Raw genomic sequence first — 25,087 nt, 5'->3', positions numbered from 1 at the left:
GTCTGCGTCAGGGCAGCGAAAACCTCGGCGCTGCACCGGAACGGCCGGCGTTTTCCTTCGTTCGATCTTCACAGTCCATGACAGTGACGTCCGGGGCGATTGAAGAGGAACAAGCCGATGAAATTTGTATCATCCGTTTCCATGGCCGCTCTCGCGCCCAAGGCACCGTCCACCGCCGAAGCACTGGTGCCCTTGGGGGCCGCAGCCGCTGGTGATGGCGTCACCGTCGTTCATGTCGCGCTGTCATCCAGTGCTGATCCGCAGCTTCCGCGTTTTCCGGACCAGACCCCGGAGGCTATGGCGGCGGCACAGAAACAGATCGCTAATGACGCCGATCTGCTGAAGTCCTTGGAAAACCGCTCGATCAACCTCGATGACGTTGTCGCCATCGATCGCGTCGAGGATGGCGGTAGTATCATCTATGTCGGCTGATCCGGCTCAGAGCGAGGCCGTGCATCCGTAGGGCTGGGTGCAGAAAGCCTGCGCGTTCAGCCGCGATGTCGCCCCCTTGCCGTGATGGGTAACCAGCGCCGAAAAGGACAGGGCAAAAATGGCCATGATGAAGGCCAGGATCGTCATGCGTCTTGCAATGATGGTCATTTTGTTACCCCTTACGCGCCAAAGTGAAGCCATAGTGTCGCCATCAGGCTGAATGGTCACTGAGATGCGGGTTCATCCGGCATTCACAAGCGTTAACGCGATTTGCCTAGAGTTTGGCGGGCACCGCCTCCACAGCGCCCGCCGGATCAGGTCAGATCCGCGTCCAGGTCTGCGTCTTGCAGAGGATTTTCATCACGCAGCCCTTCATCCTCAGCGAATTGCCGGTGACGGCGCCGGAGCCGCTATAGGTCTTGTCATTGGCCGGATCGGTGATTTCGCCGCTATACGCGTCGCCCTTGCCATCCATCTTGCCGATCTGCTTGCCGGCATGTTTGCCGGTTTTCAGCGTCACGCAGAAAGCGCCGCCGCATTTGGCGATCTGTGCGGTCTCGCCGCTCGCGGTTTTCCAGTTGCCCTCGATCGGTTCGGCAGCCAATGCGCCGGATGCGCCGAGCATCAGCCCGGCCAGAACCAAGAAACGTTTCATGCAAATCTCCTCCTCAGAGCCGCCGGCGACAGGGCGCTGGCGACGTGTTCCTCCCAGCCGGCGATTGATAAACCGCAGGCACGATCAATTTAGCTTACGCGTACGTAAAGGTAAACTGTGAGGATCGGTGGGTTTGGCGGCCCGATTTGGCGCGCCGGAAGCCGCGGATTTTCGACGTTTTTCGTAGATGAAGAATTTCGCAACGGAATCCTTGGTGAACGAAGAGTCAATTTCGGCCTGTGAAATTTTCGTAAATTTTTATGCGGATCGCCTGTCTGTCAAGGGATGCGATGTTTAACAAAAAGCCAAGTTTACCAAGCGTTTGGACTTTGTTTGCATCGAATTAATCATGCATTTTAGGCGAATTTTGAAACCCGGCAGGCATATTGGGGTCATCAAACGAGCAGGGAAAACCTGCCGCCCGAGAGATCGAAAAGCCGCTCGAACGGTGATCGTCGGGGCCCCACGAGGGCAGATAAAACAGGGACTGCAACAACGACGACCGAAACAGGGATTAAGTCAGATGGCACGTTTTGAAATGCATGATACCGAACTGGCCGGCGCCGCCCATGCGGGTGGTGCCGACCGCGCCGAAACCTTTTGCGACATGGGCCTGATGTATGCGACCGGCCGCGGTTGCCCGGTCGATCTGGTCGCTGCCCACAAGTGGCTCAACATCGCCGCCATCAAGGGCTCCGACCGTGCCGCCGAACTGCGCGCCGATCTCACCCACCAGATGAGCAAGACGGAAATCGCGCTTGCCCTGCGCGCCGCTCGCGACTGGATGACCATGCACTGATGCACCCGTCTGTCGCATGACGCTTCAGACCGGACCCGGCTCTCTGAGAGTATGATGTGCAAATTCTAGAATGCTGCGGCGTCCTTGTTCGCCATGAAGGACGCACAAGGACGCCGCAGGGCATCGCATTTCACGATCAAAAGCAGAGAATAACAAACTTTCGACGTCACCAACTGGTCGCCCAAGAACCGGATTGACGTCACCCATTTGAGACCGTGACCGGCAGGAACAAGGCCGGCACGGTCTTTTGCTGTGATTTGGCTTTATGCCAGCGTCTTGAGGACCTGCGGCAATGCCGCTTCCAGAAGCGCCATATCCTTTTCCGTACCGGCGCTTATGCGAATGCAGCGGTTGAGCGGCGCCACGCCCGGCATGCGGATGAACACACCATGATCCATCAGGCCATCAACGATGGCGCGGGCATAGACACCATCGCGACCGCAATCGATGGCAACGAAATTGGTGGCGGAGGCGAGCGGCAGCAACCCATTGTCGCGAGCAATCTTGCCGATCCGGTCGCGTGAGGCCGAAATCTCGCCGATCACCTTTGTCAGATATGTCTGATCCTTGAGCGCCGCCAAGGCTGCTGCCGTGCTGATGCGCGCCATGCCGAAATGGTTGCGGATCTTGTCAAAGGCCTGCGCTGTGCCGGGCGTCGAGATGGCATAACCGATACGCGCGCCGGCCAGACCATATGCCTTGGAAAAGGTGCGGGTGCGGATGATGTTGGGCATATCGATAAGAGCTGCCATGGCGGGCGTGGCATCGGATGGCCCGGTCTCGCAATAGGCCTCATCGAGAATCATCAGGCAGGTTTCGGGCAGCGCTTTGGCGAATGCGACGATATCGTCTGCCGTGTGCCAGCTGCCCATCGGATTGTCGGGATTGGCGAAATAGACCAGCGGCGCGTTTTCGCGACGCACCAGGTCCAGCAACCCGTTCAGGTCCTCGCGGTCATCGACATAAGGCGTCGTTACCAGCCGGCCGCCAAAACCTGCGACATGGAAGTTGAAGGTCGGATAGGCGCCGAACGAGGTGACGACCGGAAAGCCGGGTTCGATCACCATGCGCACGACCAGGCCAAGCAGATCGTCGATGCCTTCACCGACAGCGATATTCTCCGGGCGGATGTGCAGATGCGCTGCGAGAGCCTGCTTAAGCTCGAAATTTTCCGGGTCGTTGTATTTCCAGGTATCGGTTGCCGCTTCCGCAATCGCCGTGATTACGGAGGGGGCAGGGCCAAAACCGTTCTCATTGGCGCCGATACGCGCCTTCACCATCAGTCCGCGATTGCGCTCGATCGCTTCCGGCCCGATAAAAGGCACGGTGGCGGGCAGGCTCTGGATCAGCGGGGTAAAGCGGGAAAAGGATGACTGGTCAGACATATACGCATTTCGGTTTGGCAAAAACCGGCACACAATAGGTCCAATTCGTGCGTGCGCAAGCGCATTCACCCGCTGCGACGACCTGTTCTGCCGACAGAATCACCCGTGGTCGGCGTCAAACCCCAGCCGGATGACGTGATGGAGAAATTCCGGGTCGATCAGCATGTTGAAACCGACCGTCAGCTTTTCTTCCTCGCGGCGGATCAGCGTGCAGCCGATCTCGTCGCGGATGCCGAGAATTTCCAGGAAGAAATGACCCGATACCTTTATACAGGGGCTGACTTCGAGCTCGGCGCCATAAATGGACATCTTGCGGATCAGGCAGCGCAGGTTCTGCTTGGTCGAAAGGTGATGCTCGACGAAAATGATCTTGCCGGGCCGGTCGATATCGAACTGCTCGTAGATCTTGTCGCGCGGAATGCCCGCATTCGGCGTGCTCGTTTTCGTCATGTTCGTCGCGCTCGGCGGCATGAGACCCTCCCTGGGCCCTGTCTTTTGACTATAGTCTACGGCGTTTCCGCTGATGCATATTGAAACGCATCGGTAAAATTTGAATGAGCGACGCGAATCCTCGCGTAACTGCACGTGAGCGGTCTTGAATGGCTATTGAGGCCGGAGCGTCTGTTGACGCCTTGGCGGTGCGGCTTTACCCCTGTCATCCGTTCGCACATGGCGGGCATATATATAGAGGGCATGACGTGAGTGCAGGCAGACTGGTAATCGTCGGGGCAGGGCAGGCCGGACTGGCGCTCGCGGCCAAGCTGAGAGCGCTGAAGGACATGCGGCCGATCACCATGCTCGGCGCGGAAGATGTGGCGCCCTACCAGCGGCCGCCGCTCTCAAAGAAATACCTGTCCGGCGAAATGGAATTCGACCGCCTGCTGCTGCGCGTGCCCGAATGGTTTGCCGAGAACGATGTTGACCTGCGTCTTTCCGCCTTTGTGGAGGAGATCGACCGCGATGCCAAAACCGTGACGCTGCAGGACGGATCGACAATCGCCTACGACACGCTGGCGCTGGCGACCGGTGCAACGCCCCGCACGCTGCCGGCCGAGATCGGCGGCGATCTCGAGGGCGTTTATGTGATGCGCGCCAAGCGCGATGCCGACCTTCTGGAAAAGGAAATGAAGGAGGGCCGTCGCCTGCTGGTGATCGGTGGCGGTTACATCGGGCTGGAGGCTGCGGCCGTTGCGAAGAAATTCGGGCTGGACGTGACGCTGATCGAAATGGCCGACCGTATTCTCAAACGCGTCGCCTCCACAGAGACTGCCGCCATCATGCGCGCCATACATAAGGAGCATGGTGTCGCCATTCTCGAAAACACCGGCCTGAAGCGGCTGATCGGCAAGGATGGCCGGGTGGCTGCGGCCGAACTGTCAAACGGCACGGTGATCGATGTGGATGCCGTCATCGTCGGCATCGGCGTGTCCGCCAATGACCAGCTGGCCGGTGATTGCGGGCTGGATGTCGGCAATGGCATCATCGTCGACGAATTCGCCCGCACATCCGATCGCTCCATCTATGCGGTCGGCGATTGCACAAGCCTGCCCTGGCGCGGCGCCCGCGTGCGGCTGGAATCGGTCCAGAACGCCATCGACCAGGCGGAAGCCGCGGCCGTGGTTATGACGGGCGAGGAGATCGCCTATGATGCAAAGCCGTGGTTCTGGTCGGATCAGTATGATGTGAAACTGCAGATCGCCGGCTTCAACCTCGGTTTCGACGAGACCGTGGTGCGCGAGGGTGCGCGTCCGGGCAGTGTTTCCGTCTGGTACTTCAAAGAGGGGCGGTTTGTGGCGGTCGATGCCATCAACGATGCCAAGGCCTATGCCACCGGCAAACGCCTGCTCGATCAGGGCCGCGAACCGAATCGCGATGTGCTGGCTGATTCCGCTGCCGACCTGAAGCTTCTTCTCGGCTGAAGTTTCGTCAGGGGCGTGGAAAAGCGCCCCTATAATAAGGAAATGTCGCGCAACGTCACAAAAGACCTTGCAATCGCGATTCTTCCCGAATAATCACCACGGCACCGGAGAGGTGGCCGAGTGGTCGAAGGCGCTCCCCTGCTAAGGGAGTATACCCGAGAGGGTATCGTGGGTTCGAATCCCATCCTCTCCGCCATCAAACGATTTTCCCATAAAAGATGACGTCAGACACAGACAGCCAGCAATCGGCCGTTTTGTTCCGATGGCACGTTGCGCCGGATGCATGGGTCGCCGCGTTCTAGCGATCAGGATATCGCGCCCCTCTGTCTTGCCATGACATTCGGTGGCGCATTTTCCACAACGCGACCCCTTCCGCGCGGCGATGGACGGATCCCCTATAAATTCAGGGGTCGGCGTTGCGGCCGGGAATCATGGCGCATTCCGTCTTTCCGTCCGATTCTCATGGCCGTCCACAGGGTAAAATCCCGCATTGCCGCCGCTAAGTGGCTGCTTCCCAATGCAATTGTTAAGGATTTGTAAAAATTGAACGATCCTCAACAGGCGTTTTGTGTCCTTTGCGCAACAGCGTGATTGGAAGCGGGGGTGATGAACCGCAAATCTCCCAGTTCAAGATTGCGTGCAGTGGCTGGTCGAGTATTTTCAATCTCGGAAGCGCGGCGGTGGATCGCACGTTTTCGAATACCGACGGGGATGGGGCAGGGAATGCTGTCCTTCAGCTATAAGAACCCAGACCCTTATGTAACTTTGACTGGAGGTCAAACATGAACATCAAGAGCCTTCTTCTCGGCTCCGCAGCAGCTCTCGCTGCTGTATCTGGCGCACAGGCTGCCGACGCTATCGTTGCTGCTGAACCTGAGCCCATGGAATACGTCCGCGTTTGCGACGCTTTCGGCACCGGCTACTTCTACATCCCGGGCACCGAAACCTGCCTCAAGATTGGTGGTTACGTTCGTGTACAGGTTGACGGTCGTTCGGACTTCGACGTGACCGGTCAGCTCGGTGGTTACCGCACCAACACCCGCGGTCAGTTGACTGTTGAAGCCAAGTCGGACACGGAACTCGGTACGCTTGGTTCCAAGATCACGCTGCGCGCCAACACTAACTCTGCTTCGAGCGACTTCTACCTCGAAGAAACCTACCTGGAAATCGGTGGCCTTCGCGTTGGTCAGTTCTACAACTACTTCGATAACGGTCTTCCGGGCGAAACCGTTCTTTCCGACGGTGGTCCTCTCGGCGGCGGTTACATCGGTGGCGACACCCTGAACAACTCCATTCGTTACACCTTCGATGGCGGCGCTTTCACGGCTTACGTTCAGGCCGACGCCTTCAACTCGCAGGCTGGTTGGAAGACCGATGGTTTCGTTAACGCTGATGGCGACTACGTTCGCGCCAACGACGGCGAAGTCGGTATCAACGGCTTGATCGCTGGCAAGTTCGGCGGCGTATCTGCTGACCTGTTCGCTGCTTACGATTTCGACGCTGAAGAAGCTGTTCTTGCTTCGACTCTGTCGGCTGAAATCGGCCCGGGCAAGCTCGGCGTCTTCGGCGTATACTCCTTCGGCGCTTCCCGCTATTGGGACTTCGCAGAATGGAGCATCGGTGCAGAATACGCGATCGCTGTAACCGAAAAGTTCTCGATCACCCCGGGCGCTCAGTACTGGGATAACATCGATTATGACGCAAGCGGTAGCTACACCGGTGGTGAGGCATGGCGCGTTGGCGTAACGGCTGACTACAAGATCACGCAGGGCCTGACTGCCAAGGCAACCGTCAACTACACCGACGTTGACCTCGGTAACGGCGTTGATGGCGACCGTTGGGACGGCTTCTTCCGTCTGCAGCGTTCGTTCTAATACCTGATCCGATGGCCCGCAGCCTAATGACTGCGGGCCGTTGCTGTTTTGCCACAAGCATTCTTTAAATACTCTAGGGCCCTCATGCTCTGGAGCGCTGCCTGTTGTAGTTGAATGCATTCCGACGATGCTAACCGCATCGGGAGAGCGAAATGGGCAAAGAAACCGGACATAAAGGGGAGCTTTCAGCGTTCCCTTCCTTCGGCAAGCCCTACGCTGTCAACTATCAGTTCAATGCCAGCGGTCCGAAAGTCGTAGCGTCCACCAGTCTTATTCGGCTCCTGGAACAGTACGCAGATATCCTCTGGGAAACAGGCAGTCATAAAGCCAATGTCCGAGCCTTCGTCGGGGAGCTGGACGAGATCTTGTTAGGTCACTCGTTCGACGCTTTCACGGATGAAATGGTAGATCGGCTCATTGGCGAATTACGCAAACGTGGCAACAGCAACGCGACCATCAATAGAAAGATGGCGGCGCTGAGCAAGCTGCTGCGGAAAGCGTTCAAAATGGGCGATATACACAGCCTTCCAGAATTCCGGCGCCAGAAAGAAAAGGCTGGCCGGATTCGATTCCTCGAATACGAAGAGGAGGATCGACTGTTCGCGGCGATAAAAGCAAAAGATGAGCTGTATTACGCCCTCTGTGTGTTCCTCGTTGATACAGGAGCGCGTTTGGGAGAGGGGATCGGGTTACACTGGAACGACATTTATGAAAATCGAGCCACCTTCTGGATTACCAAGTCGGGCAGAAGCAGGACTGTTCCGCTAACACCGCGAGCAGTCCATGTTGTCGGCCAACAGGCTGGCGCGAAAGATGGACCTTTTGCTTCCGTCGACCAGCAACGCTTTCGAAGCGTGTGGAACTCCGCCAAGGCAGACGTTGGGCTCGGTACCGACGAAAATGTAGTGCCGCACGTTCTAAGACATACATGTGCCTCGCGTCTTGTCAGGGGAGGCATAGATATACGCCGTGTTCAGATGTGGCTGGGACATCAGACGCTTCAGATGACGATGCGATACGCCCATCTAGCTTCTCACGATCTTGACGTCTGCGTGCCAATCCTGGAGCGGCGACCGTAAACCACAAATTTGATGCTCCAATTTTGACTGGAGGTCAAACATGAACATCAAGAGCCTTCTTCTCGGCTCCGCAGCAGCTCTCGCTGCTGTATCTGGCGCACAGGCTGCCGACGCTATCGTTGCTGCTGAACCTGAGCCCATGGAATACGTCCGCGTTTGCGACGCTTTCGGCACCGGCTACTTCTACATCCCGGGCACCGAAACCTGCCTCAAGATCGGTGGTTACGTTCGTACGCAGATCGACGGTCGTTCGGAATTTGCTGGCATTGATGGCGGCTACCGCACCAACACCCGCGGCAAGCTGCAGATCTCTGCCAAGTCGGACACCGAACTCGGCACGCTGGCTTCTATCATCAACATGGAAGCCAACACCAACGGTCTCAGCCAGGACTTCGTTCTGAAGGACACCTTCATTGAACTCGGCGGCCTGCGCGTCGGTTACTTCTTCAACTACTTCGATACCGGTCTTCCGGGCGAAACCGTTCTCGCTGACGGCCGTCCTGGCGACGTATTCGGTGGTGGTTTCGGCGCCAACACGCTGAACAACTCGATCCGTTATACCTTCGATGGCGGCGCTTTCCAGGCCTACATCCAGGCTGACGCGTTCAACTCGGAAGCTGGTTGGAAGACCGACCTCGCTGGTAACGACGACGAAATCGGCGTCAACGGCGTTATCGCTGGCAAGCTCGGCGCAGTATCGATCGACTTCTTCGCTGGTTACGATTTCGGCACCGAAGAAGCAGCTTTCGCTTCTACGCTGACCGCTGAACTCGGCCCGGGCAAGCTCGGCGTCTTCGCTGCCTACGCAACCGGCTCGAACAGCTACTTCGACGCTGCTGAGTGGACCGTTGGTGCAGAATACGCTATCGCTGTAACCGACAAGCTGTCGATCACTCCTGGCGCACAGTACTGGGACAACATCGTATTCGTCGGTGGCCAGCCTGAGGCTGGTGATGCATGGCGCGCTGGTGTAACGGCTGACTACAAGATCACCCAGGGCCTGACCGCCAAGGCAACCGTCAACTACACCGACGTTGACTCGGGCGCCGGTTCTGACGACCGTTGGGACGGCTTCTTCCGTCTGCAGCGTTCGTTCTAATCTGACCTTTCAGGTTTGATCGGAGAGCCCGGCCTTTGGCCGGGCTTTTCTGTTTGGGGTTGGTTAAGCTGTGTGTTTTGGCTGCGAGATGCGCCAAGCCGCGAATATCTGAAGCCGTTTCGGCCAAGTGATTCGAATCCATTAAAAATGAAGTGCTTCAGATTTTCGCCGGACACATATGCCGCGGGAAGGTGGATGTCGGTGAGCGTTTGGTCGTGTGTATGCTGCAATAAGTTGTGACATAAAAGTGACTCAACGCGCGCAACTATGTGGCGAAGGTGTTCTCTGCTGTTTGATTTGCTTGAAAGCAAAATATGCACATGTACGTTGTCCCGGTAAGAATGAATCGCCAAACGGGGAATGACCTATGAACATCAAAAGCCTTCTTCTCGGCTCCGCAGCTGCCCTCGCAGCCGTTTCCGGCGCCCAGGCGGCTGACGCTATCGTCGCTGCCGAACCGGAACCCATGGAATACGTTCGCGTCTGCGACGCGTTCGGCACCGGATACTTCTATATCCCGGGTACCGAAACCTGCCTCAAGATCGGTGGTTACGTTCGTACTCAGATTGGTGGTCGTAGCGACTTCGACATCGATGGCGTTGGCCGCGTTCAGGATGGTGGTTACATCACCAACACCCGTGGTTATCTGACCATCAGCGCAAAGTCCGACACTGAACTCGGTACGCTTGGTTCGTCGATCAGCATGGAAGCCGACACCAACGGCGGCAGCCAGGACTTCTTCGTCGATGAAGCCATCATCACCCTCGGCGGTCTTCAGGTCGGTTATTTCTATAACTACTTCGATAACGGCCTTCCGGGCGAAACTGTCCTCTCCGACGGCGGCCCGATCGCTGGTGCCAACTACATTGGCGGCGACACGCTGAACAACTCCATCCGCTACACATTCGATGGCGGCGCCTTCCAGGCCTACATCCAGGGTGACTTTTTCGACTCGCAGGACGGCTGGAAGACCGACGTAAACGATGAAGAAATCGGCATCAACGCCATGATCGCTGGCAAGTTCGGTGGCGTTGCCATCGATCTGTTCGGCGCTTACGAGTTCGACAACGAAGACGGCGTCATCGCTTCGACGCTGGCTGCTGAAATCGGCCCGGGCACGCTTGGCGTCTTCGGCGTATACTCCTTCGGTCCTTCCCGTTACTGGGACTTCTCCGAGTGGAGCATCGGTGCAGAATACGCGATTGCTGTATCCGACAAGCTGAAGATCACCCCCGGTGCGCAGTACTGGGATAACATCCTGCCGATCGGCAGCGACTACGAAGGTGGTTCTGCGTGGCGCGTTGGCGTAACGGCTGACTACACGATCACCACCAACCTGACTGCCAAGGCAACCGTCAACTATACCGACGTTGACGTTGACTTCGGTGGCGTCGGTGGCGGCGATCGTTGGGACGGCTTCGTACGTCTGCAGCGTTCGTTCTAATCTGATCTCGCAAGAGACAAGTGAGCCCGCGGATCATCTCCGCGGGCTTTTTCGTGTCTGGCTTCCAGCGCGGCAATCAGTGCACCGGGCTTGCAGGTCTGAAGCAATGTCGAGGAGGCGGTCATTTTCGGCAAACCTGTGGCCTATTGTCGGCTCGCATTGTTTGCCGGTCAGGTTTTCATGTTCGTGCCGCGCCAAGGCGATCGGCGTCGCCGATTTTGCCATCCGCCGCGAAATCCGCTTACCGCCGCCCGAACCGCAGATCGTCTTCGATATCCGCCGTCTGGCCAAGTCTTGTCTTGTAGACCTGATAATTCTCCATCACCCGCTGCACGTAATTGCGGGTTTCGGGGAAGGGGATGCGCTCGATCCAGTCCACCACCTCGTCCAGCGATTTGCCGCGAGGGTCGCCGTAGCGGGTGATCCAGTCCGGCACACGGCGCGGGCCGGCATTGTAGGCGATGAAGGTGAGGATGTAGGAGCCGCCAAAACTGTCGATCTGTTCGCCGAGATAATGCGCACCGAGCGTGGCATTGTAGCCGGCGTCGGTCGTCAGCTTGGCGGCCGTATAGGTGATGCCGTGGCGGCCGGCGACGCCTTTTGCCGTGCCGGGCAGGATCTGCAGCAGGCCGCGCGCATCGGCGGGCGAAATCGCAGCCGGGTTGAAGGCGCTTTCCTGGCGCGCGATGGCATAGGCGAGCGCTTTGCCGGAGCCGGCGATATTTGCCGACGAAGGGATCACGCCGGTCGGGTAGGCGAGAGCCGCCACCTCGATGCCGCGCGCAAAAGCGGATTTGCCAATCTGCAGCGATAGCGCGTGGTCGCCATTGCGCTCGGCGCGGGCCGTCAGGATCGCCAGTTCGCCGGGGCTGGTGATTTCGTCGGCAAGCGCGCGGTACAGCGCATTGGCGCGCGAATCATGGCCGGCGGCATCCAGCCGGTCTATGGCGCGCACCACTTCGCGGTTTTCGAAATTGCGGCGATCGGTTTCGGATGGCGAGGGATAGGAAACGTTCAGCACTTTCGTGCCGAGTTTGGCTGCCGCCAGCTGACCATAAAACGTGCCGGAATATTGCGCGGCCTGACGATAGAAATCGGCAGGTTTTCCAGGCCCACCGGCTTCGGCAGCGCGACCGAGCCAGTAGAGCGCGCGCGAGGCGGAAAGCGGCCGAGTCGAGGCGGTGAGGATGGCGCGAAAATGTTTTTCCGCCACTGCCGGGTTGTTGAGCGCCCGCAGCGCATACCAGCCGGCATGGAATTCCGCATCGACGATATCGGTGGCGGCGGTCGCCGTGTGATGCGCGGAGACGCGGTAGGCCTCGGCATAATCGCCCTTGTCGGCAAGGCCGCGGGCAATGATGCGGCGCTCGTTCCACCACTCGCCGCCATTGATGAGGCGAGTTGCGTCGCGCGGCGCCTTGTCGAGCAGGGTGGCGGCTTCGCGATATTTGTCCTGCTGGCGCAGATGTTCGATCGTCGCGAACAGATAGGCCGGGTCCTTGCTCCAGTTTGCCGATGCCGCCTGCAGCAGTTGCGGAGCATTGGTGGCTTTGCCGGCCACCGCGGCCCATGCCTTGTAGAGCGATTGCGCCTTGCCGAGATCGCCGAACCGTTCGGCCTGCGCCGTGCGGTTGCGATACATCAGGTAATCCATGCGGGCCTTGTGGTCCGCAGTGGTCAGGAGGCCCGAAAACTCCTTGATAATTCGGTCTTCCATGCCCTTGTCGAGCGCTTCGCCGGTCCAGATTTTACGCAGCGCAGTGGCGGCGCGTCCGGTATCACCAGAGGCCACGAGGGCGCGGGCGAGAATCATTGCGCCTTCCGGCGTTTCGGCAGCGCTGTTTCCGAAGGCTGCTATGACGGAAGCTGCAGGCGGGTTTTCGCGGTAAAGCGCACGTTCCGAATTGGCGCGCAGGCGGGTGAGACCCGGCCAGCCACGCAATTCGCGCTGCGCCGAGGCGATCTCGGATGACGGCACACCGTTGAGGCCGGAGGTTGCGATCGCCCATGTCAGAATCTGGCGGTCGAGTGATCCGGCCGGCAGCGTGTTGCGGGTGGCGATCGCCGTGCCGGCATCGCGGGCGGAAAGCGCATCCAGCCCGGTTTTCAGCTGGCTGACGACGCCGAGGCGATCACCGCGCTGCGGCAGTGAAGGCGAGGGGATGGAGCCGGTAATGTCGGGCGAAGGCATGGCGGCCGGAACCGGCGCATTCGGCTTGACGAAGGGGAGCGGCCGGACGACGGGTAGCGGAACGGTGCCCTCCGGCAAGGGCGCGGCCATGCCCATGCGCAGGTCGAAAAGGCCGGCGGTCAATCCGAGGCCAAGGCCTGCCAGGATCAGAACGTTCTTCTTCATTCACCGTCCACGACGTCAATGCCTGAAAGCCTGTGGGACAGCGTGTCCGGCGGCCTTGGCAATCCTCTTTCCGCTCTGGTCGATTTACTCTCGAATGCGACCATATAACATTGATTAGCAATCACGCCGATTAACGATTCCTTACCGCATTTCAGCAAATGCCCGCTTTTCTCCCGGACTTGCGTCACGAAAGCGTCATGGCTGCGCTTGTCGGCGGATCGACAGCGATCTATGGTGCCCGCCGAATAGGATTTTACCTATAAAAATGGATTGCGGCTGAAGCGTGGATCGTCAAGGATTCTGGGGCCGACGAGGAGAGTTTTTGCATGTTCAAGGGATCGATGCCCGCGCTTGTTACCCCGTTCACGACGGAGGGCGCGGTCGACGAGCAGGCCTTTGCGGACCATGTGGAGTGGCAGATCACGGAAGGCAGCTCCGGTCTCGTTCCGGTCGGCACCACGGGCGAATCGCCGACACTGTCGCATGCCGAACACAACCGTGTCGTCGAGCTCTGTATCGAAGCTGCGGCAGGACGTGTGCCGGTCATCGCCGGTGCCGGTTCCAACAATACGCGTGAATCGATCGAGCTTGCCGTGCATGCCGAAAAGGCTGGTGCGGATGCCGTTCTCGTGGTCACGCCCTATTACAATAAGCCCACCCAAAAGGGCCTGTTTGCGCATTTTTCGGCGATTGCCGAGGCGACGAAGCTGCCGATCATCATCTACAACATCCCGCCGCGTTCAGTCATCGACATGAGCCCGGAAACCATGGGCGCGCTGGTGAAGGCGCACAAGAACATCGTTGGCGTCAAGGATGCGACCGGCAAGATCGAGCGCGTCTCGGAGCAGCGCATCACGTGCGGCACGGATTTCGTGCAGCTTTCGGGTGAGGATGCGACGGCACTCGGTTTCAACGCCCATGGTGGCGTCGGCTGCATTTCGGTGACGGCAAACGTCGCACCGCGTCTGTGCGCCGAATTCCAGGCGGCAACCGCTGCCGGCGATTATGCCAAGGCGCTCGACTATCAGGATCGCCTGATGCCGCTGCACAAGGCAATCTTCCTGGAGCCGGGCCTGTGCGGCGCCAAGTATGGCCTGCACCGCACGCGCGGCATGAACCGTACGGTACGCTCGCCCCTGATGTCGACGCTGGAGCCGGCAACGGAAGCGGCGATCGATGCGGCTTTGCGCCACGCCGGCCTGCTGAACTGACGCCCGTTAATGACGTCGTTACAGGCGCCGTCTCGGCGGCGCTTCACTTTTGGGCCGCCAGACACTAGATAAGACAACAGAACCCCGGTCCTCGCCATGGCCGGGGAATATTGTTTCAGATGGCGAGACGGAAGAAGTCCCATGGCCCCCAGAGGCAGCCAGCGTACGGTCAACAAGATAGTCGCGGAAAACCGCAAGGCCCGCTTCAACTACGAGATCCTCGACACATACGAGGCAGGCATCGTGCTGACCGGCACCGAGGTCAAGTCTCTGCGCGAGGGCAAGGCCAATATCGCCGAATCCTATGCCTCGGACGAGGGTAACGAGATCTGGCTGATCAACAGCCATCTGCCGGAATATCTGCAGGCCAACCGCTTCAACCACGAGCCGCGCCGCCGCCGCAAGCTGCTGCTGTCGAAGCGCGAGATCGGTCGCATGCGCGTCGGCATCAACCGCGAAGGCATGACGCTGGTGCCGCTCAAGATCTATTTCAACGAGAAGGGCCGGGCCAAGCTGGAACTGGCGCTCGCCAAGGGCAAGAAGCTGCACGACAAGCGCGAGACCGAGAAGGAACGCGACTGGAACCGGCAGAAGTCGCGGCTGCTGAAGACGGGGTGAGGTTCAAAAGGGGAGTGCAGGCATGCCTGATCAAGAGGCTCCCCTTTCCGCACTCGGCCATATCGGCCAGATCGATTACACGGTGATCTTTGCCCGTGATCTCGACGCCATGCGCATTTTTACGAAAAGATCATGGAATTCCCGGTCACGCGGACCCTGAGTGAGCGATGGTTCGAATGCCGGATCGGATCGACCGCACTTGCGCTGACGAAATACGGACGGCGCTTCGATGATCCGCCGCCGGCAGCCGGAGCGCTTTCGCTGCAACTAGCCTTTCGCGTACCGCCCGACATAGTGGCCTCTTGTGCCGCGCAGCTCGAAGCCAAAGGCATCAGCTTGATATCTCCTCTGACAGACGACGCTTTTGGGCATCGGACCATCTTCTTCCGCGATCCAGATGGCAATGTCTTGGAGATCTACGCCGAGATCTGAGAGGCTGGCATGCTGACCGAACCTCCCTTCGCCAATCATTCACCCGCCGTCGCCATCCGCCTTTCATGCTCCAGCAGCCAGCGCTTGCGCCATAGGCCTCCGCCATACCCGGTCAGGCTGCCGTCGGCGGCGATCACCCGGTGGCAGGGAATGACGATGGCAATCTGGTTGGCGCCGTTGGCACCGGCAACCGCGCGGGTGGAGGAGGGCAGGTTCATGTCTGTCGCCAGCGCGCCGTAGGAGCGGATTTCTCCGGCTGGAATTTTGCGCAGGGCATCCCAGACCTGGCGTTGAAAGGATGTGCCGTGGTCTGCGATGCGCGTGGCAAAACCTCTGTTCTCGCCAGCGAAATAGGCGCCCAGTTCCGCCTCCATCTCGTCGATCGGTGGATGCCGGCCCATGGCGATACCACTGCCGGTCGCGGCCTGCAGGCGGCGGACCTCAGTCGGCAATGCCTTGCGTTCGGCAAATTCCAGAATATGCAGCGCGTGGCTGTCGGCAATGGCGATCATCGGGCCGATCGGTGTTTCGATCCAGTCGGCGCGCAACAGGTTTTTGCCCCGTAACCTGGCCGGTGCGTCCCCGAACAATTTTGTGACGGCACTGCGAAAACCGCTGCCGGATTCGAACCCGGCATCGAGCTGGGCGTCGATCACGCTTGCGCCTTCGTTCAGCACATCTGCTGCTTTGCCCATCCGCCGCAGCCGCGCCATCTCGAGAAAACTCAACCCGAACTGGCGCTTGAAGGCACGCCGCGCGGTGGACGGATCGAAGCCGGCGGCAATGACGTCATCCTCGCTCCAGCGCCGGTACGGATCGGCGTCGAGGGCTTCCACCAGTTTTGTGACGACGGGATCGGTTTCGCCGAATTTCATCAGCGGCCGGCAACGGCTGCAGGGTCGAAAGCCTGCCTCCATACATTCGGCGATCGTGCCGTAAAATGTGGTGTTCTCGCGTTTTGGCTTGCGGGCAGGGCAGGTGAGCCGGCAGAAGACGCCGGTCGTTTTCACCGCTGCCCAGGCAAAACCTTCATAGGCTGCATCGCGGGAAATCAGCGCGTCGTAGAGAATGTCATCGGTGGGGCGTTCGAAAAGCATGATGTTTTCCAGAGCGGCTCATTGCTAAATGGAACCGGTTCTGTTGGCTCAAACGGAGTCGGATGGTCGCATGGCTGGCGCGCGTCGTAGCCAAAGCATACGTCCAAGCCGGCCATGCGATCAGCCGGCCCGTTTCAGCCAACCCGTAAGGGCCGGGCATCTTTGCGCCGGGATCAGCGGCGATCGGCTCGCACGTACCTTCGGGTATGCACTTCGCCAATCGCCACTGCCCCGACGAAAACCTGCTCCGGCAGAACTGGTTCCATTTAGCAATGAGCCGCTCTACCCCGAAACGAAAATAGGCGCCGCCGAAAAACGGGCGCCTATTTTATTGTTCATGCCCAACTCATCAAAGTTCGGCAGTTTCCACCGGTTCGACCGGGCGCTGTAGCCGTTCGGACGGGTCGCGTCCGACTTCGGCGCGCAGCGTCGAGAGGTCGATGAAGTGGTCGGCCTGGCGGCGCAGGTCGTCGGCGATCATCGGTGGCTGGGTTGCCATCGTCGAAACGACGGAAACCTTGCGGCCCTTGCGTTGAAGAGCCTCCACCAGCGTCGTGAAATCGCCGTCTCCGGAAAACAGGACAAGATGGTCCACGGTTTCCGATTGCTCCATGGCGTCGATTGCCAGCTCTATGTCCATATTGCCCTTCACCTTGCGGCGGCCCATGGAATCCGTGAATTCCTTGGCCGGTTTGGTGATGACCTTGTAACCGTTATAGTCGAGCCAATCGATCAACGGGCGGATGGACGAGTATTCCTGATCTTCTATCAGAGCTGTGTAATAATAGGCGCGCAGGAGATAGCCGCGCTTCTGAAAAGCCTTCAGCAGCTTGCGATAGTCAATATCGAAGCCGAGGCTTTTGGAAGCCGCGTAAAGATTTGCGCCATCTATAAAAAGCGCAATCTTCTCCCTAGGGTCGAACATTAATCCTCCACTCCCTTAAAAATACGTAGGCCTGCCGGCCAAGGCGTCTCGCTACGCATTTTGTAGCTGGATCGCCAAGAATAACCGTTACATTACGTTATTTTGATATAAAAGTCATTTATGATAGCGAACCCCTGAATCCAAGCACCTTTTATGGTCCTAAGATAATTGTCGTGAGTTGCGGCCTCGCCGCGTACCACCGCTGTCAACAAAAACTTGAATTTTGCCGGCAATGCCTGTATCGGGCGTGTCAATCCCTGAAAGACCTAAGCAAGAAGGACAGGCAATGGCCCGCGTCACCGTAGAAGATTGCATCGACAAAGTTGACAACCGCTTCGAGCTCGTCCTGCTCGCCAGCCACCGTGCCCGTCAGATCTCGCAGGGCGCGTCGATCACCATCGATCGCGACAACGACAAGAACCCGGTCGTGGCTCTGCGCGAAATCGCCGACGAAACACTGTCGCCGGACGACCTGAAGGAAGACCTGATCCACTCGCTGCAGAAGCATGTGGAAGTGGACGAGCCCGAGCCCGATCCGGCCAGCTTCATCGCCGCCAGCGCTTCCGCCGATGGCGCCGAGGAAGAAGACGCACCGGAAACCGTCAACTTCGACCAGATGTCGGAAGAAGAGCTGCTTGCCGGCATCGAAGGCCTCGTGCCGCCGGAAAAGAGCGACGATTACTAAGATTGACCGGATCAGGGGCAAGATGTGTTCATCCTCTTGCCCCAATCTGAATATCTTCTCTGTGATGGCTGCGTCGGTCTTTAGATCGGCGCGCCATTTTTCGTTTCCCCCCTTCAGTTCTCTTGGGGCATATCGAGGGCCAGTTTCAGGATGATGCGGCAATACGAGCTCGTCGAGCGGGTCCAGAGATACAAGCCCGATGCGAACGAAGCTCTTCTCAACAAGGCCTATGTTTATGCCATGCAGAAGCATGGCCTGCAGAAGCGCGCCAGCGGCGACCCCTATATCTCGCATCCGCTGGAAGTTGCCGCCATCCTCACCGACATGCATCTCGATGAGTCGACCATCGCGGTTGCCCTCCTGCACGACACGATCGAGGACACCACGGCGACCCGCGCCGAGATCGACGAACTGTTTGGCGAGGATATCGGCCGGCTCGTAGAAGGTCTGACCAAGCTCAAACGGCTCGATCTCGTTACCAAGAAGGCCAAGCAGGCAGAAAACCTGCGAAAACTTCTGCTCGCCATTTCCGATGACGTCCGCGTTCTGCTGGTCAAGCTGGCCGACCGCCTGCACAACATGCGCACGCTCGACCATATGGCAGCCGACAAGCGCGCCCGCATCTCCGAAGAGACGATGGATATCTATGCGCCGCTCGCCGGCCGCATGGGCATGCAGGACATGCGCGAGGAGCTGGAGGACCTGTCCTTCCGCCATATCAATCCGGAGGCCTATGAGACTGTCACCAAGCGGCTGGCGGAGCTTTCCGGCCGCAACGAGGGCATCGTCACCAAGATCGAGGACGAGTTGCGTGAGCTTCTGGTCGCTCAGGGGCTGAAGGACGCAACCGTCAAGGGCCGGCAGAAGAAGCCGTATTCCGTCTTCCGCAAGATGCAGTCGAAGTCGCTGTCCTTCGAACAGCTTTCCGACGTCTACGGTTTTCGCGTCTTCGTGTCCGAACTGCCTGATTGTTATCGTGCGCTCGGCATCGTCCATACGCGCTGGCGCGTCGTGCCTGGCCGCTTCAAGGATTATATCTCGACGCCGAAGCAGAACGACTACCGTTCGCTGCACACCACCATCGTCGGCCCGTCGCGCCAGCGCATCGAGCTGCAGATCCGCACAAGGCGTATGCACGAGATCGCCGAATTCGGTATCGCGGCACATGCGCTCTACAAGGATGGCGTCAGCAGCGAAGGCGAACTGCTCTCCAAGGAGTCTAACGCCTATTCCTGGCTGCGCCGCACCATCGAGCAACTGGCCGAAGGCGACAACCCGGAAGAATTCCTCGAGCACACCAAGCTCGAACTGTTTCAGGATCAGGTGTTCTGCTTCACGCCCAAGGGCAAGCTGATCGCGCTGCCGCGCGGCGCAACCCCGATCGACTTTGCCTATGCCGTCCACACCGATATCGGCGACACCACGGTCGGCGCCAAGATCAACGGTCGCATCATGCCGCTCGTCACCCGCCTGTCGAACGGTGACGAGGTGGAAGTCATCCGTTCGGGCGTGCAGGTGCCGCCGGCCGCATGGGAAGAGATCGTCGTCACCGGCAAGGCGCGCGCCGCCATCCGCCGCGCCACCCGCATGGCCATCCGCAAGCAATATTCCGGTCTCGGTCATCGCATTCTGGAGCGCACATTCGAGCGCGCCGGAAAAACCTTTTCCAAGGATGGCCTGAAACCCGCACTGTTCCGCCTTGGTCACAAGGATGTCGAGGATGCCATTGCCGCCGTCGGTCGCGGCGAACTGTCGTCGCTCGATGTCGTGCGCGCCGTTTTCCCCGATTACAAGGACGAGCGCACAACGGTCAAACCATCCGCCGATCAGGGCTGGTTCAACATGCAAAGCGCCCAGGGCATGATGTTCAAGCTGCCCGGCATGCCGCATACCCCGGAACAATCGGCTGCTGCCAGCGTGCAGGATGGCTCCGGTCCCGATCCGCTGCCGATCCGCGGCCTTTCCGGCAATCTGCCTGTCCAGTTCGCGCCCGCGGGTGCCGTGCCGGGTGACCGCATCGTCGGCATCATGGAAAAGGGCAAGGGGATCACCATCTACCCGATCCAGGCGTCTGCCCTGCAGCGTTTCGACGACCAGCCGGAAAGCTGGATCGATGTGCGCTGGGATATCGACGAGGCCAACAAGTCGCGTTTCCTTGCGCGTGTGTTCTTCAACACGATCAACGAGCCGGGAACGCTGGCAACCGTCGCGCAGGCGGTGGCCAATCTCGATATCAATATCCGCACCCTGAAAATGGGCAGCAGTCGCGCTGCCGATTTTTCCGAGATCGAGATGGAAGTCGAGGTGTGGGATGTGCGTCAGCTGAACCAGTTGCTGACGCAGGTGAAGGATCTCGACGTCGTTTCGAGCGTTCGACGCATCTACGATTAGAGTTTCGGCGGGCGGTGTCGCCGCCCGCATCAAACTGCATGCTTTTTGCCTATTTCGTGCGCACGTCAAAACGTCGCATTAAGCCGTTATGCATTAAACGCATGGCTGCCGCAGCGCCGTAGCGTTGGTCAAATCGATTGAATTGCAATATCTAATGGACATCCAAACCAAGGGACTAAAGAGATGTTCAAGCCACTTCGCCAGTTTGCCCGCGCCCTTCGCGCCCCGTCGGTACAGGAGCGTGAAATGGCATACCTCAATGAATCCAACGATGCGATCGAACTTGAGTATCGCATGCGTCAGGTCGACCGCGGCATGTTCCGCAAGGGCCTCTGATTGATACGATCGTGGCGGCGCGTCACTGCGCCGCTCTTGGCTTTTGTCAGTGATCGTTCTAGATGCTGATATATGCCCTTTCGTCGCCGAAGCCCTGCCGGATGGGCTGAAAAGATCCGCAACGCCGCCTGGCCCCGCAAGGGAGTGACCAGAAATGTCCGTTATTACGGATTGCGCGCCGCACGCATCAGCGCTTCGCCCTATGCGGTTGCGGCAGGTATCGCTGCCGGTGTGATGATCGGCTGGACGCCGTTTCTCGGTTTTCACATTCCGCTCGCCATCGCGCTCGCCTTCCTTCTGCGCGGCAGCCTCGTCGCCGCTGCTCTCGGCACGCTTGTTGCCAATCCCCTCACATTTCCGCTCATCTGGTCGGCCAGCTGGGAGATCGGGCATTTCATGCTCGGCCACCCTGATGCCGCGACAGGGCAGGTGGCGGGCAGCCAACTCGATCTGGCCCAGCTTGTGCGCACGCTGCATTTTGCCGAGCTTTGGCAGCCGGTGCTGAAACCCATGCTGATCGGTTGTCTTCCGCCCGCACTTTTCTGCGGGCTTGTCGTTTACGTCGCGACCTATATGGGTGTGAGAAGGTTTCGCGCCCGCAGGCGCGAGCGCATGGCGGCGAAATTGCATGCCATGGCCAAGGCAGGCACCTGACAGGAGACGACAAAACATGATCATCGGCATGGGCAGTGACCTTATCGACATCAGGCGCGTGGAAAAATCCATCGAGCGTTTTGGCGAGCGTTTCACCCATCGGGTCTTTACCGAAGTCGAGCGTGCGAAGTCGGACGGCCGCAAGAACCGCGCCGCGTCCTATGCCAAGCGTTTTGCCGCCAAGGAAGCCTGCTCCAAGGCGCTTGGCACCGGCATTGCGCATGGTGTGTTCTGGCGCGATATGGGCGTCATCAACCTGCCCGGCGGCAAGCCCACCATGAAGCTGACCAATGGTGCGGGCGAACGACTGGCGGCCATGTTGCCTGCCGGTCACAAGCCCGTCATCCACATCACCATCACCGACGAATATCCCTACGCACAGGCTTTCGTGATCATCGAGGCCTTGCCCGCAGCCGATTGAAGCCGATTTGAGCCATTGCCGCCGATTGGCGAAGGGTTTAGAGAAAGCGGCTACGCCTAACGGGCGCGCCGGAAAGTCATAGAAGAAAGACGTCCTCAGTGTCGAACACCGCCGAAGCAAAGCCGCAGAATGCTCTTTGGGAAAACATCAAGGTCATCATCCAGGCCCTGTTGCTTGCCATGGTTATACGGACCGTCCTGTTCCAGCCTTTTACCATCCCGTCGGGCTCGATGATGCCGACGCTGCTGGTCGGCGACTATATCTTCGTCAACAAGTTCGCTTACGGTTATTCGAAATATTCGCTGCCGTTCTCGCCCGACCTGTTCGATGGCCGTATTCTTGAGTTCAATGAGCCGAAGCGTGGCGACGTCATCGTTTTCCGCCTGCCGCAGCAGCCCGAGATCGATTACATCAAGCGCCTCGTCGGCCTGCCGGGTGATCGTGTTCAGGTGACGAATGGCGTGCTTCTGCTGAACGGCCAGCCGGTGCCAAAAGTGCAGGACGGCACGTTCACCTCCGATTACCGTCTGGATCCCGGTTCCGACGTGCCGGTCTTCCGCGAAACCTTCGACAATGGCGTCTCGTTCGACACGCTTGACCAGTCGCCGGTTTCGCGTGGCGACAACACCCGCGAATTCGTGGTGCCGGAAGGCCATTATTTCTTCATGGGCGACAACCGTGACAACTCGCTCGACAGCCGTTTCGACGTCGGTTACGTGCCGGCTGAAAACCTTGTCGGCCGCGCCAGCGTGATCTTCTTCTCGCTCGGCAACGACACGTCGTTCCGCGAATTCTGGAAATGGCCGGCCAACATGCGTTGGGACCGTCTGTTCAAGGTCGTCAACTGATGAAGGCGACGACGCTTTCGGGAGATGAGCGCGCGAAGCTGGAAAGCATCGTTGGCCATGTCTTTGTCGAAAAACAGTGGGTAGACCGGGCGCTGACGCATGCCAGCACCGGCACCGCCAAGAATGCCAATTACGAGCGCCTGGAGTTTCTCGGCGACCGCGTGCTTGGCCTGTGTGTTGCCGAACTGCTGTTCCGCACCTTCAAGAACGCCACCGAGGGTGAGCTTTCGGTGCGCCTGAACCAGCTGGTCAGTGCCGACAGCTGCGCCGCCGTTGCCGACGAACTCGATCTGCACCGTTTCGTGCGCACCGGCGCCGATGTGAAGAAGCTGACCGGCAAGCGCATGCTGAACGTGCGCGCCGACGTGGTCGAGAGCCTGATCGCAGCGCTTTATCTCGATGGCGGGCTGGAAGCGGCACGCAGCTTTATCGAACGTCACTGGGGCGAGCGCGCCACCCGCGCCGATGCTGCCCGCCGTGACGCCAAGACCGAATTGCAGGAATGGGCGCATGCGAAATTTGCGCTGACGCCCGCCTACCGTATCGACGACCGTTCCGGGCCGGATCACGACCCGCGCTTTACCGTGACTGTCGAAGTGAATGGCGTTGCGCCCGAAACAGGCGTAGACCGTTCCAAACGCGCTGCCGAACAGGTGGCAGCCACGAAAATGCTCGAACGCGAAGGCGTCTGGCAGAAGAACCCTGCCGAAGGCTGAGGACCGATGACCGAACACGAAGACAACACCACCGGCCACGAGCCGGCCGATGACGCGCATGCCAGCGAAGTGCAGGGTGATGAAGCGCAGGCCGAAGCCGTGCCTGCCGGCCCGACCCATTCAGGCTTCGTGGCGCTGATCGGCGCCACCAATGCCGGCAAATCGACGCTTCTGAACCGCCTCGTCGGCGCAAAGGTATCGATTGTCAGCCACAAGGTGCAGACGACGCGCGCCATCGTGCGCGGCATCGCCATTCACGACAATGCCCAGATCGTGTTCATGGACACGCCCGGCATCTTCAAGCCGCGCCGCCGTCTCGACCGCGCCATGGTGACGTCCGCCTGGGGCGGCGCCAAGGATGCCGACCTGATCCTTCTCCTGATCGACAGCGAGCGCGGCATCCGCGGCGACGCCGAAACGATCCTTGAAGGCCTCAAGGACGTGAAGCAGCCAAAGATCCTGGTGCTCAACAAGATCGACCGCGTGCGCCACGAAGACCTTCTGGCGCTGGCCGCCAAGGCCAACGAGGTCGTCGATTTCGAGCAGACCTTCATGGTGTCCGCCACCGGCGGTTCGGGCTGTAATCATCTTATGAACTTCCTGGCCAAGCGCCTGCCGGAAGGTCCTTGGTATTACCCGGAGGACCAGATTTCCGACCTGCCGATGCGCCAGCTCGCGGCCGAAATCACCCGCGAAAAACTCTTCCTGCGCCTGCATCAGGAACTGCCTTACGCCTCTCACGTCGAGACGGAAAAGTGGGAAGAGAAGAAGGACGGTTCGGTGCGTATCGAACAGGTCATCTATGTGGAGCGCGACAGCCAGAAGAAGATCGCGCTCGGCAAGAACGGTGAGGCCATCAAGTCGATTTCCAGCGCATCCCGCAAGGAACTGTCGGAAATCCTCGAGCAAACCGTGCATCTCTTTCTGTTTGTGAAAGTGCGCGAGAACTGGGGCGATGACCCGGAACGTTTTCGCGAAATGGGGCTTGAGTTCCCGAGAGGGTGAGAAGCGACGGACCGGCAGATGACTGCTCCCACGGTCGTCATCCTGGGGCTTGACCCGAGGATCTAACCACGCAGATAATGAAGCTCAGCAGATCCTCGGGACAAGCCCGAGGATGACGCAGGTATGTGTAGCGCGCCTCCGCCTTTACTTCTTCCGGTCCATCAGCGCCTTGATTTCCAGATAACGCCGGCGATTGTCCGGGTCCTGTTCGTCCGCCGAATAGCAGGTCGTGGAGATGCAGAACTTGGTCAGGCCGAACGGTGCGGTGGCCTTGTCGAACTGGCAGTCGATCGTCGTGGTAAAATCGTTCGGCTTGGGGTTGTCGCGCGTCGAATAGGTCAGGCGCGCACCCGGCGGATCGAGTTCAGGAAAAGACTGTACCGTGCCGGTGGCCAGAACCGGCGTCATCAGAAAATTCTTGGCGACATTGACGCAGGCGTTTTCCAATTCCTTGGATTGCGCCACCGCTGGCGATGATGCCAGCATGACCGACGGAACCAGCATGAGTGCGGCGGCGAGAGCGTATTTCATGTAATCTCCCCTGGAAATTCTGTTTGGGACTTCTGTTTCCGCTGGAACACTCCAGCATGGCAATTGGTTCCGTCAGACCGTCGCAACATTTTCAGCGCGGCAGCAGCGCCACACCGCCCACCCGAAAACGATTCAATTCGAGGCGGTTATCGCCTAAACTGGAATCGGCGTCGCA

Annotated in this window: 27 protein-coding genes and 1 tRNA gene; 20 read left to right on the top strand and 8 right to left on the bottom strand. The window is 59.2% G+C overall.

The window, feature by feature from the left end:
• Positions 1-117 precede the first annotated feature (117 nt).
• A complete protein-coding gene (locus AAIH70_RS03240; protein WP_132272998.1) occupies positions 118-432 on the top strand; it encodes a hypothetical protein in 315 nt (104 codons plus the stop codon).
• A gap of 6 nt (positions 433-438) precedes the next feature.
• On the opposite strand, the gene AAIH70_RS03235 is transcribed toward AAIH70_RS03240, so the two are convergent.
• The gene (locus tag AAIH70_RS03235; protein ID WP_165931971.1) at positions 439-600 is read right to left on the bottom strand and encodes a hypothetical protein; all 162 of its coding nucleotides are present in this window, start codon (positions 598-600) and stop codon (positions 439-441) included.
• A 151-nt stretch (positions 601-751) separates the two neighbouring features.
• Positions 752-1,087 (bottom strand): DUF2147 domain-containing protein, encoded by a 336-nt coding sequence (locus AAIH70_RS03230; protein ID WP_132272999.1) that lies wholly within the window; start codon positions 1,085-1,087, stop codon positions 752-754.
• A 523-nt stretch (positions 1,088-1,610) separates the two neighbouring features.
• Here AAIH70_RS03230 and AAIH70_RS03225 point away from each other — a divergent pair.
• Positions 1,611-1,886, top strand: coding sequence for an SEL1-like repeat protein (locus AAIH70_RS03225; protein WP_132273000.1), 276 nt, complete (start codon positions 1,611-1,613; stop codon positions 1,884-1,886).
• Positions 1,887-2,149: 263 nt separating this feature from the next.
• Here the strand turns inward: AAIH70_RS03225 and AAIH70_RS03220 are convergent, their stop codons facing one another.
• Both AAIH70_RS03220 and AAIH70_RS03215 read right to left on the bottom strand, forming a co-directional pair.
• Positions 2,150-3,271 carry a pyridoxal phosphate-dependent aminotransferase gene (locus AAIH70_RS03220; RefSeq protein WP_430033087.1) on the bottom strand — a complete coding sequence of 374 codons (1,122 nt, stop codon included), beginning with the start codon at positions 3,269-3,271 and terminating at the stop codon, positions 2,150-2,152.
• 99 nt (positions 3,272-3,370) lie between these two features.
• Positions 3,371-3,721 carry a hypothetical protein gene (locus AAIH70_RS03215; protein WP_132273002.1) on the bottom strand — a complete coding sequence of 117 codons (351 nt, stop codon included), beginning with the start codon at positions 3,719-3,721 and terminating at the stop codon, positions 3,371-3,373.
• 248 nt (positions 3,722-3,969) lie between these two features.
• Between AAIH70_RS03215 and AAIH70_RS03210 the strand changes: the two genes are divergently transcribed.
• From AAIH70_RS03210 to AAIH70_RS03185, 6 genes are all read left to right on the top strand, one after another.
• Positions 3,970-5,190 (top strand): NAD(P)/FAD-dependent oxidoreductase, encoded by a 1,221-nt coding sequence (locus tag AAIH70_RS03210; protein ID WP_245519102.1) that lies wholly within the window; start codon positions 3,970-3,972, stop codon positions 5,188-5,190.
• A 106-nt stretch (positions 5,191-5,296) separates the two neighbouring features.
• Positions 5,297-5,386, top strand: a tRNA-Ser gene (locus tag AAIH70_RS03205).
• A gap of 586 nt (positions 5,387-5,972) precedes the next feature.
• Positions 5,973-7,064 (top strand): porin, encoded by a 1,092-nt coding sequence (locus AAIH70_RS03200; RefSeq protein WP_132273004.1) that lies wholly within the window; start codon positions 5,973-5,975, stop codon positions 7,062-7,064.
• Between the two features lie 152 nt (positions 7,065-7,216).
• Positions 7,217-8,143, top strand: coding sequence for a tyrosine-type recombinase/integrase (locus tag AAIH70_RS03195; protein ID WP_132273005.1), 927 nt, complete (start codon positions 7,217-7,219; stop codon positions 8,141-8,143).
• A gap of 40 nt (positions 8,144-8,183) precedes the next feature.
• Entirely contained in the window at positions 8,184-9,242 is a 1,059-nt protein-coding gene (locus AAIH70_RS03190; RefSeq protein ID WP_132273006.1) for a porin, read from the top strand.
• A 367-nt stretch (positions 9,243-9,609) separates the two neighbouring features.
• Positions 9,610-10,686, top strand: coding sequence for a porin (locus AAIH70_RS03185; protein WP_132273007.1), 1,077 nt, complete (start codon positions 9,610-9,612; stop codon positions 10,684-10,686).
• A gap of 241 nt (positions 10,687-10,927) precedes the next feature.
• On the opposite strand, the gene AAIH70_RS03180 is transcribed toward AAIH70_RS03185, so the two are convergent.
• The gene (locus AAIH70_RS03180) at positions 10,928-13,042 is read right to left on the bottom strand and encodes a lytic transglycosylase domain-containing protein (RefSeq protein WP_132273008.1); all 2,115 of its coding nucleotides are present in this window, start codon (positions 13,040-13,042) and stop codon (positions 10,928-10,930) included.
• Between the two features lie 326 nt (positions 13,043-13,368).
• Between AAIH70_RS03180 and dapA the strand changes: the two genes are divergently transcribed.
• The 4 genes from dapA to AAIH70_RS03160 all read left to right on the top strand — a co-directional run bounded on the left by dapA (position 13,369) and on the right by AAIH70_RS03160 (position 15,303).
• On the top strand, positions 13,369-14,253 hold the full coding sequence (gene dapA / locus AAIH70_RS03175; RefSeq protein ID WP_132273009.1) for a 4-hydroxy-tetrahydrodipicolinate synthase: 885 nt from the start codon (positions 13,369-13,371) through the stop codon (positions 14,251-14,253).
• Between the two features lie 141 nt (positions 14,254-14,394).
• Positions 14,395-14,871 (top strand): SsrA-binding protein SmpB, encoded by a 477-nt coding sequence (gene smpB, locus AAIH70_RS03170; protein ID WP_132273010.1) that lies wholly within the window; start codon positions 14,395-14,397, stop codon positions 14,869-14,871.
• A 22-nt stretch (positions 14,872-14,893) separates the two neighbouring features.
• Positions 14,894-15,031: a hypothetical protein gene (locus AAIH70_RS03165; RefSeq protein WP_165931972.1), complete on the top strand. Its 138-nt coding sequence runs from the start codon at positions 14,894-14,896 to the stop codon at positions 15,029-15,031.
• Entirely contained in the window at positions 15,004-15,303 is a 300-nt protein-coding gene (locus AAIH70_RS03160; RefSeq protein ID WP_165931973.1) for a VOC family protein, read from the top strand. The genes AAIH70_RS03165 and AAIH70_RS03160 overlap by 28 nt, the downstream gene beginning before the upstream one ends.
• A 35-nt stretch (positions 15,304-15,338) precedes the next feature.
• Here the strand turns inward: AAIH70_RS03160 and AAIH70_RS03155 are convergent, their stop codons facing one another.
• Both AAIH70_RS03155 and AAIH70_RS03150 read right to left on the bottom strand, forming a co-directional pair.
• The gene (locus tag AAIH70_RS03155) at positions 15,339-16,400 is read right to left on the bottom strand and encodes a bifunctional transcriptional activator/DNA repair enzyme AdaA (RefSeq protein WP_132273011.1); all 1,062 of its coding nucleotides are present in this window, start codon (positions 16,398-16,400) and stop codon (positions 15,339-15,341) included.
• 349 nt (positions 16,401-16,749) lie between these two features.
• A complete protein-coding gene (locus AAIH70_RS03150) occupies positions 16,750-17,325 on the bottom strand; it encodes an NYN domain-containing protein (protein WP_132273012.1) in 576 nt (191 codons plus the stop codon).
• Between the two features lie 286 nt (positions 17,326-17,611).
• Here AAIH70_RS03150 and rpoZ point away from each other — a divergent pair, with 286 nt between their 5' ends.
• From rpoZ to era, 8 genes are all read left to right on the top strand, one after another.
• Complete coding sequence (rpoZ, locus tag AAIH70_RS03145; protein ID WP_132273013.1) at positions 17,612-18,010, top strand: DNA-directed RNA polymerase subunit omega; 399 nt, start codon at positions 17,612-17,614, stop codon at positions 18,008-18,010.
• Positions 18,011-18,160: 150 nt separating this feature from the next.
• Positions 18,161-20,401 carry a RelA/SpoT family protein gene (locus AAIH70_RS03140; protein ID WP_132273014.1) on the top strand — a complete coding sequence of 747 codons (2,241 nt, stop codon included), beginning with the start codon at positions 18,161-18,163 and terminating at the stop codon, positions 20,399-20,401.
• Positions 20,402-20,584: 183 nt separating this feature from the next.
• Positions 20,585-20,737, top strand: a complete 153-nt coding sequence (locus AAIH70_RS03135; protein WP_132273015.1) for a DUF3563 family protein — start codon at positions 20,585-20,587, stop codon at positions 20,735-20,737.
• A gap of 72 nt (positions 20,738-20,809) precedes the next feature.
• Complete coding sequence (locus AAIH70_RS03130) at positions 20,810-21,391, top strand: DUF2062 domain-containing protein (RefSeq protein ID WP_132273016.1); 582 nt, start codon at positions 20,810-20,812, stop codon at positions 21,389-21,391.
• A 16-nt stretch (positions 21,392-21,407) separates the two neighbouring features.
• Positions 21,408-21,812 carry a holo-ACP synthase gene (gene acpS / locus AAIH70_RS03125; protein ID WP_132273017.1) on the top strand — a complete coding sequence of 135 codons (405 nt, stop codon included), beginning with the start codon at positions 21,408-21,410 and terminating at the stop codon, positions 21,810-21,812.
• Positions 21,813-21,910: 98 nt separating this feature from the next.
• On the top strand, positions 21,911-22,660 hold the full coding sequence (gene lepB / locus AAIH70_RS03120) for a signal peptidase I (RefSeq protein ID WP_132273018.1): 750 nt from the start codon (positions 21,911-21,913) through the stop codon (positions 22,658-22,660).
• Entirely contained in the window at positions 22,657-23,376 is a 720-nt protein-coding gene (gene rnc, locus AAIH70_RS03115; protein ID WP_132273697.1) for a ribonuclease III, read from the top strand. Before lepB ends, rnc begins: the two co-directional genes overlap by 4 nt.
• A gap of 6 nt (positions 23,377-23,382) precedes the next feature.
• Positions 23,383-24,381 (top strand): GTPase Era, encoded by a 999-nt coding sequence (gene era / locus AAIH70_RS03110; RefSeq protein ID WP_245519103.1) that lies wholly within the window; start codon positions 23,383-23,385, stop codon positions 24,379-24,381.
• Positions 24,382-24,525: 144 nt separating this feature from the next.
• Here era and AAIH70_RS03105 read toward each other — a convergent pair whose 3' ends face one another.
• On the bottom strand, positions 24,526-24,912 hold the full coding sequence (locus tag AAIH70_RS03105; RefSeq protein WP_430033074.1) for a hypothetical protein: 387 nt from the start codon (positions 24,910-24,912) through the stop codon (positions 24,526-24,528).
• Between the last annotated feature and the right edge of the window lie 175 nt (positions 24,913-25,087).

The sequence above is a fragment of the Neorhizobium sp. BT27B genome (genome assembly GCF_050455485.1).
Classification (GTDB): domain Bacteria; phylum Pseudomonadota; class Alphaproteobacteria; order Rhizobiales; family Rhizobiaceae; genus Neorhizobium.
Note: the sequence above shows the minus strand (reverse complement) of the source record. Positions and strands in the feature narration are given on the sequence as shown.

Coding starts and splice junctions, on each gene's coding strand:
- AAIH70_RS03230 (WP_132272999.1), bottom strand. CDS start 1,087: ATGAAACGTTTCTTGGTTCTGGCCGGGCTGATGCTCGGCGCATCCGGC.
- smpB (WP_132273010.1), top strand. CDS start 14,395: ATGGCCCCCAGAGGCAGCCAGCGTACGGTCAACAAGATAGTCGCGGAA.
- AAIH70_RS03135 (WP_132273015.1), top strand. CDS start 20,585: ATGTTCAAGCCACTTCGCCAGTTTGCCCGCGCCCTTCGCGCCCCGTCG.
- AAIH70_RS03235 (WP_165931971.1), bottom strand. CDS start 600: ATGACCATCATTGCAAGACGCATGACGATCCTGGCCTTCATCATGGCC.
- AAIH70_RS03130 (WP_132273016.1), top strand. CDS start 20,810: ATGCCCTTTCGTCGCCGAAGCCCTGCCGGATGGGCTGAAAAGATCCGC.
- AAIH70_RS03150 (WP_132273012.1), bottom strand. CDS start 17,325: ATGTTCGACCCTAGGGAGAAGATTGCGCTTTTTATAGATGGCGCAAAT.
- AAIH70_RS03140 (WP_132273014.1), top strand. CDS start 18,161: ATGATGCGGCAATACGAGCTCGTCGAGCGGGTCCAGAGATACAAGCCC.
- AAIH70_RS03225 (WP_132273000.1), top strand. CDS start 1,611: ATGGCACGTTTTGAAATGCATGATACCGAACTGGCCGGCGCCGCCCAT.
- dapA (WP_132273009.1), top strand. CDS start 13,369: ATGTTCAAGGGATCGATGCCCGCGCTTGTTACCCCGTTCACGACGGAG.
- AAIH70_RS03105 (WP_430033074.1), bottom strand. CDS start 24,912: ATGAAATACGCTCTCGCCGCCGCACTCATGCTGGTTCCGTCGGTCATG.
- AAIH70_RS03215 (WP_132273002.1), bottom strand. CDS start 3,721: ATGACGAAAACGAGCACGCCGAATGCGGGCATTCCGCGCGACAAGATC.
- AAIH70_RS03220 (WP_430033087.1), bottom strand. CDS start 3,271: ATGTCTGACCAGTCATCCTTTTCCCGCTTTACCCCGCTGATCCAGAGC.
- AAIH70_RS03190 (WP_132273006.1), top strand. CDS start 8,184: ATGAACATCAAGAGCCTTCTTCTCGGCTCCGCAGCAGCTCTCGCTGCT.
- AAIH70_RS03165 (WP_165931972.1), top strand. CDS start 14,894: ATGCCTGATCAAGAGGCTCCCCTTTCCGCACTCGGCCATATCGGCCAG.
- AAIH70_RS03180 (WP_132273008.1), bottom strand. CDS start 13,042: ATGAAGAAGAACGTTCTGATCCTGGCAGGCCTTGGCCTCGGATTGACC.
- AAIH70_RS03200 (WP_132273004.1), top strand. CDS start 5,973: ATGAACATCAAGAGCCTTCTTCTCGGCTCCGCAGCAGCTCTCGCTGCT.
- AAIH70_RS03160 (WP_165931973.1), top strand. CDS start 15,004: ATGGAATTCCCGGTCACGCGGACCCTGAGTGAGCGATGGTTCGAATGC.
- acpS (WP_132273017.1), top strand. CDS start 21,408: ATGATCATCGGCATGGGCAGTGACCTTATCGACATCAGGCGCGTGGAA.
- AAIH70_RS03185 (WP_132273007.1), top strand. CDS start 9,610: ATGAACATCAAAAGCCTTCTTCTCGGCTCCGCAGCTGCCCTCGCAGCC.
- rpoZ (WP_132273013.1), top strand. CDS start 17,612: ATGGCCCGCGTCACCGTAGAAGATTGCATCGACAAAGTTGACAACCGC.
- AAIH70_RS03155 (WP_132273011.1), bottom strand. CDS start 16,400: ATGCTTTTCGAACGCCCCACCGATGACATTCTCTACGACGCGCTGATT.
- AAIH70_RS03195 (WP_132273005.1), top strand. CDS start 7,217: ATGGGCAAAGAAACCGGACATAAAGGGGAGCTTTCAGCGTTCCCTTCC.
- AAIH70_RS03240 (WP_132272998.1), top strand. CDS start 118: ATGAAATTTGTATCATCCGTTTCCATGGCCGCTCTCGCGCCCAAGGCA.
- era (WP_245519103.1), top strand. CDS start 23,383: ATGACCGAACACGAAGACAACACCACCGGCCACGAGCCGGCCGATGAC.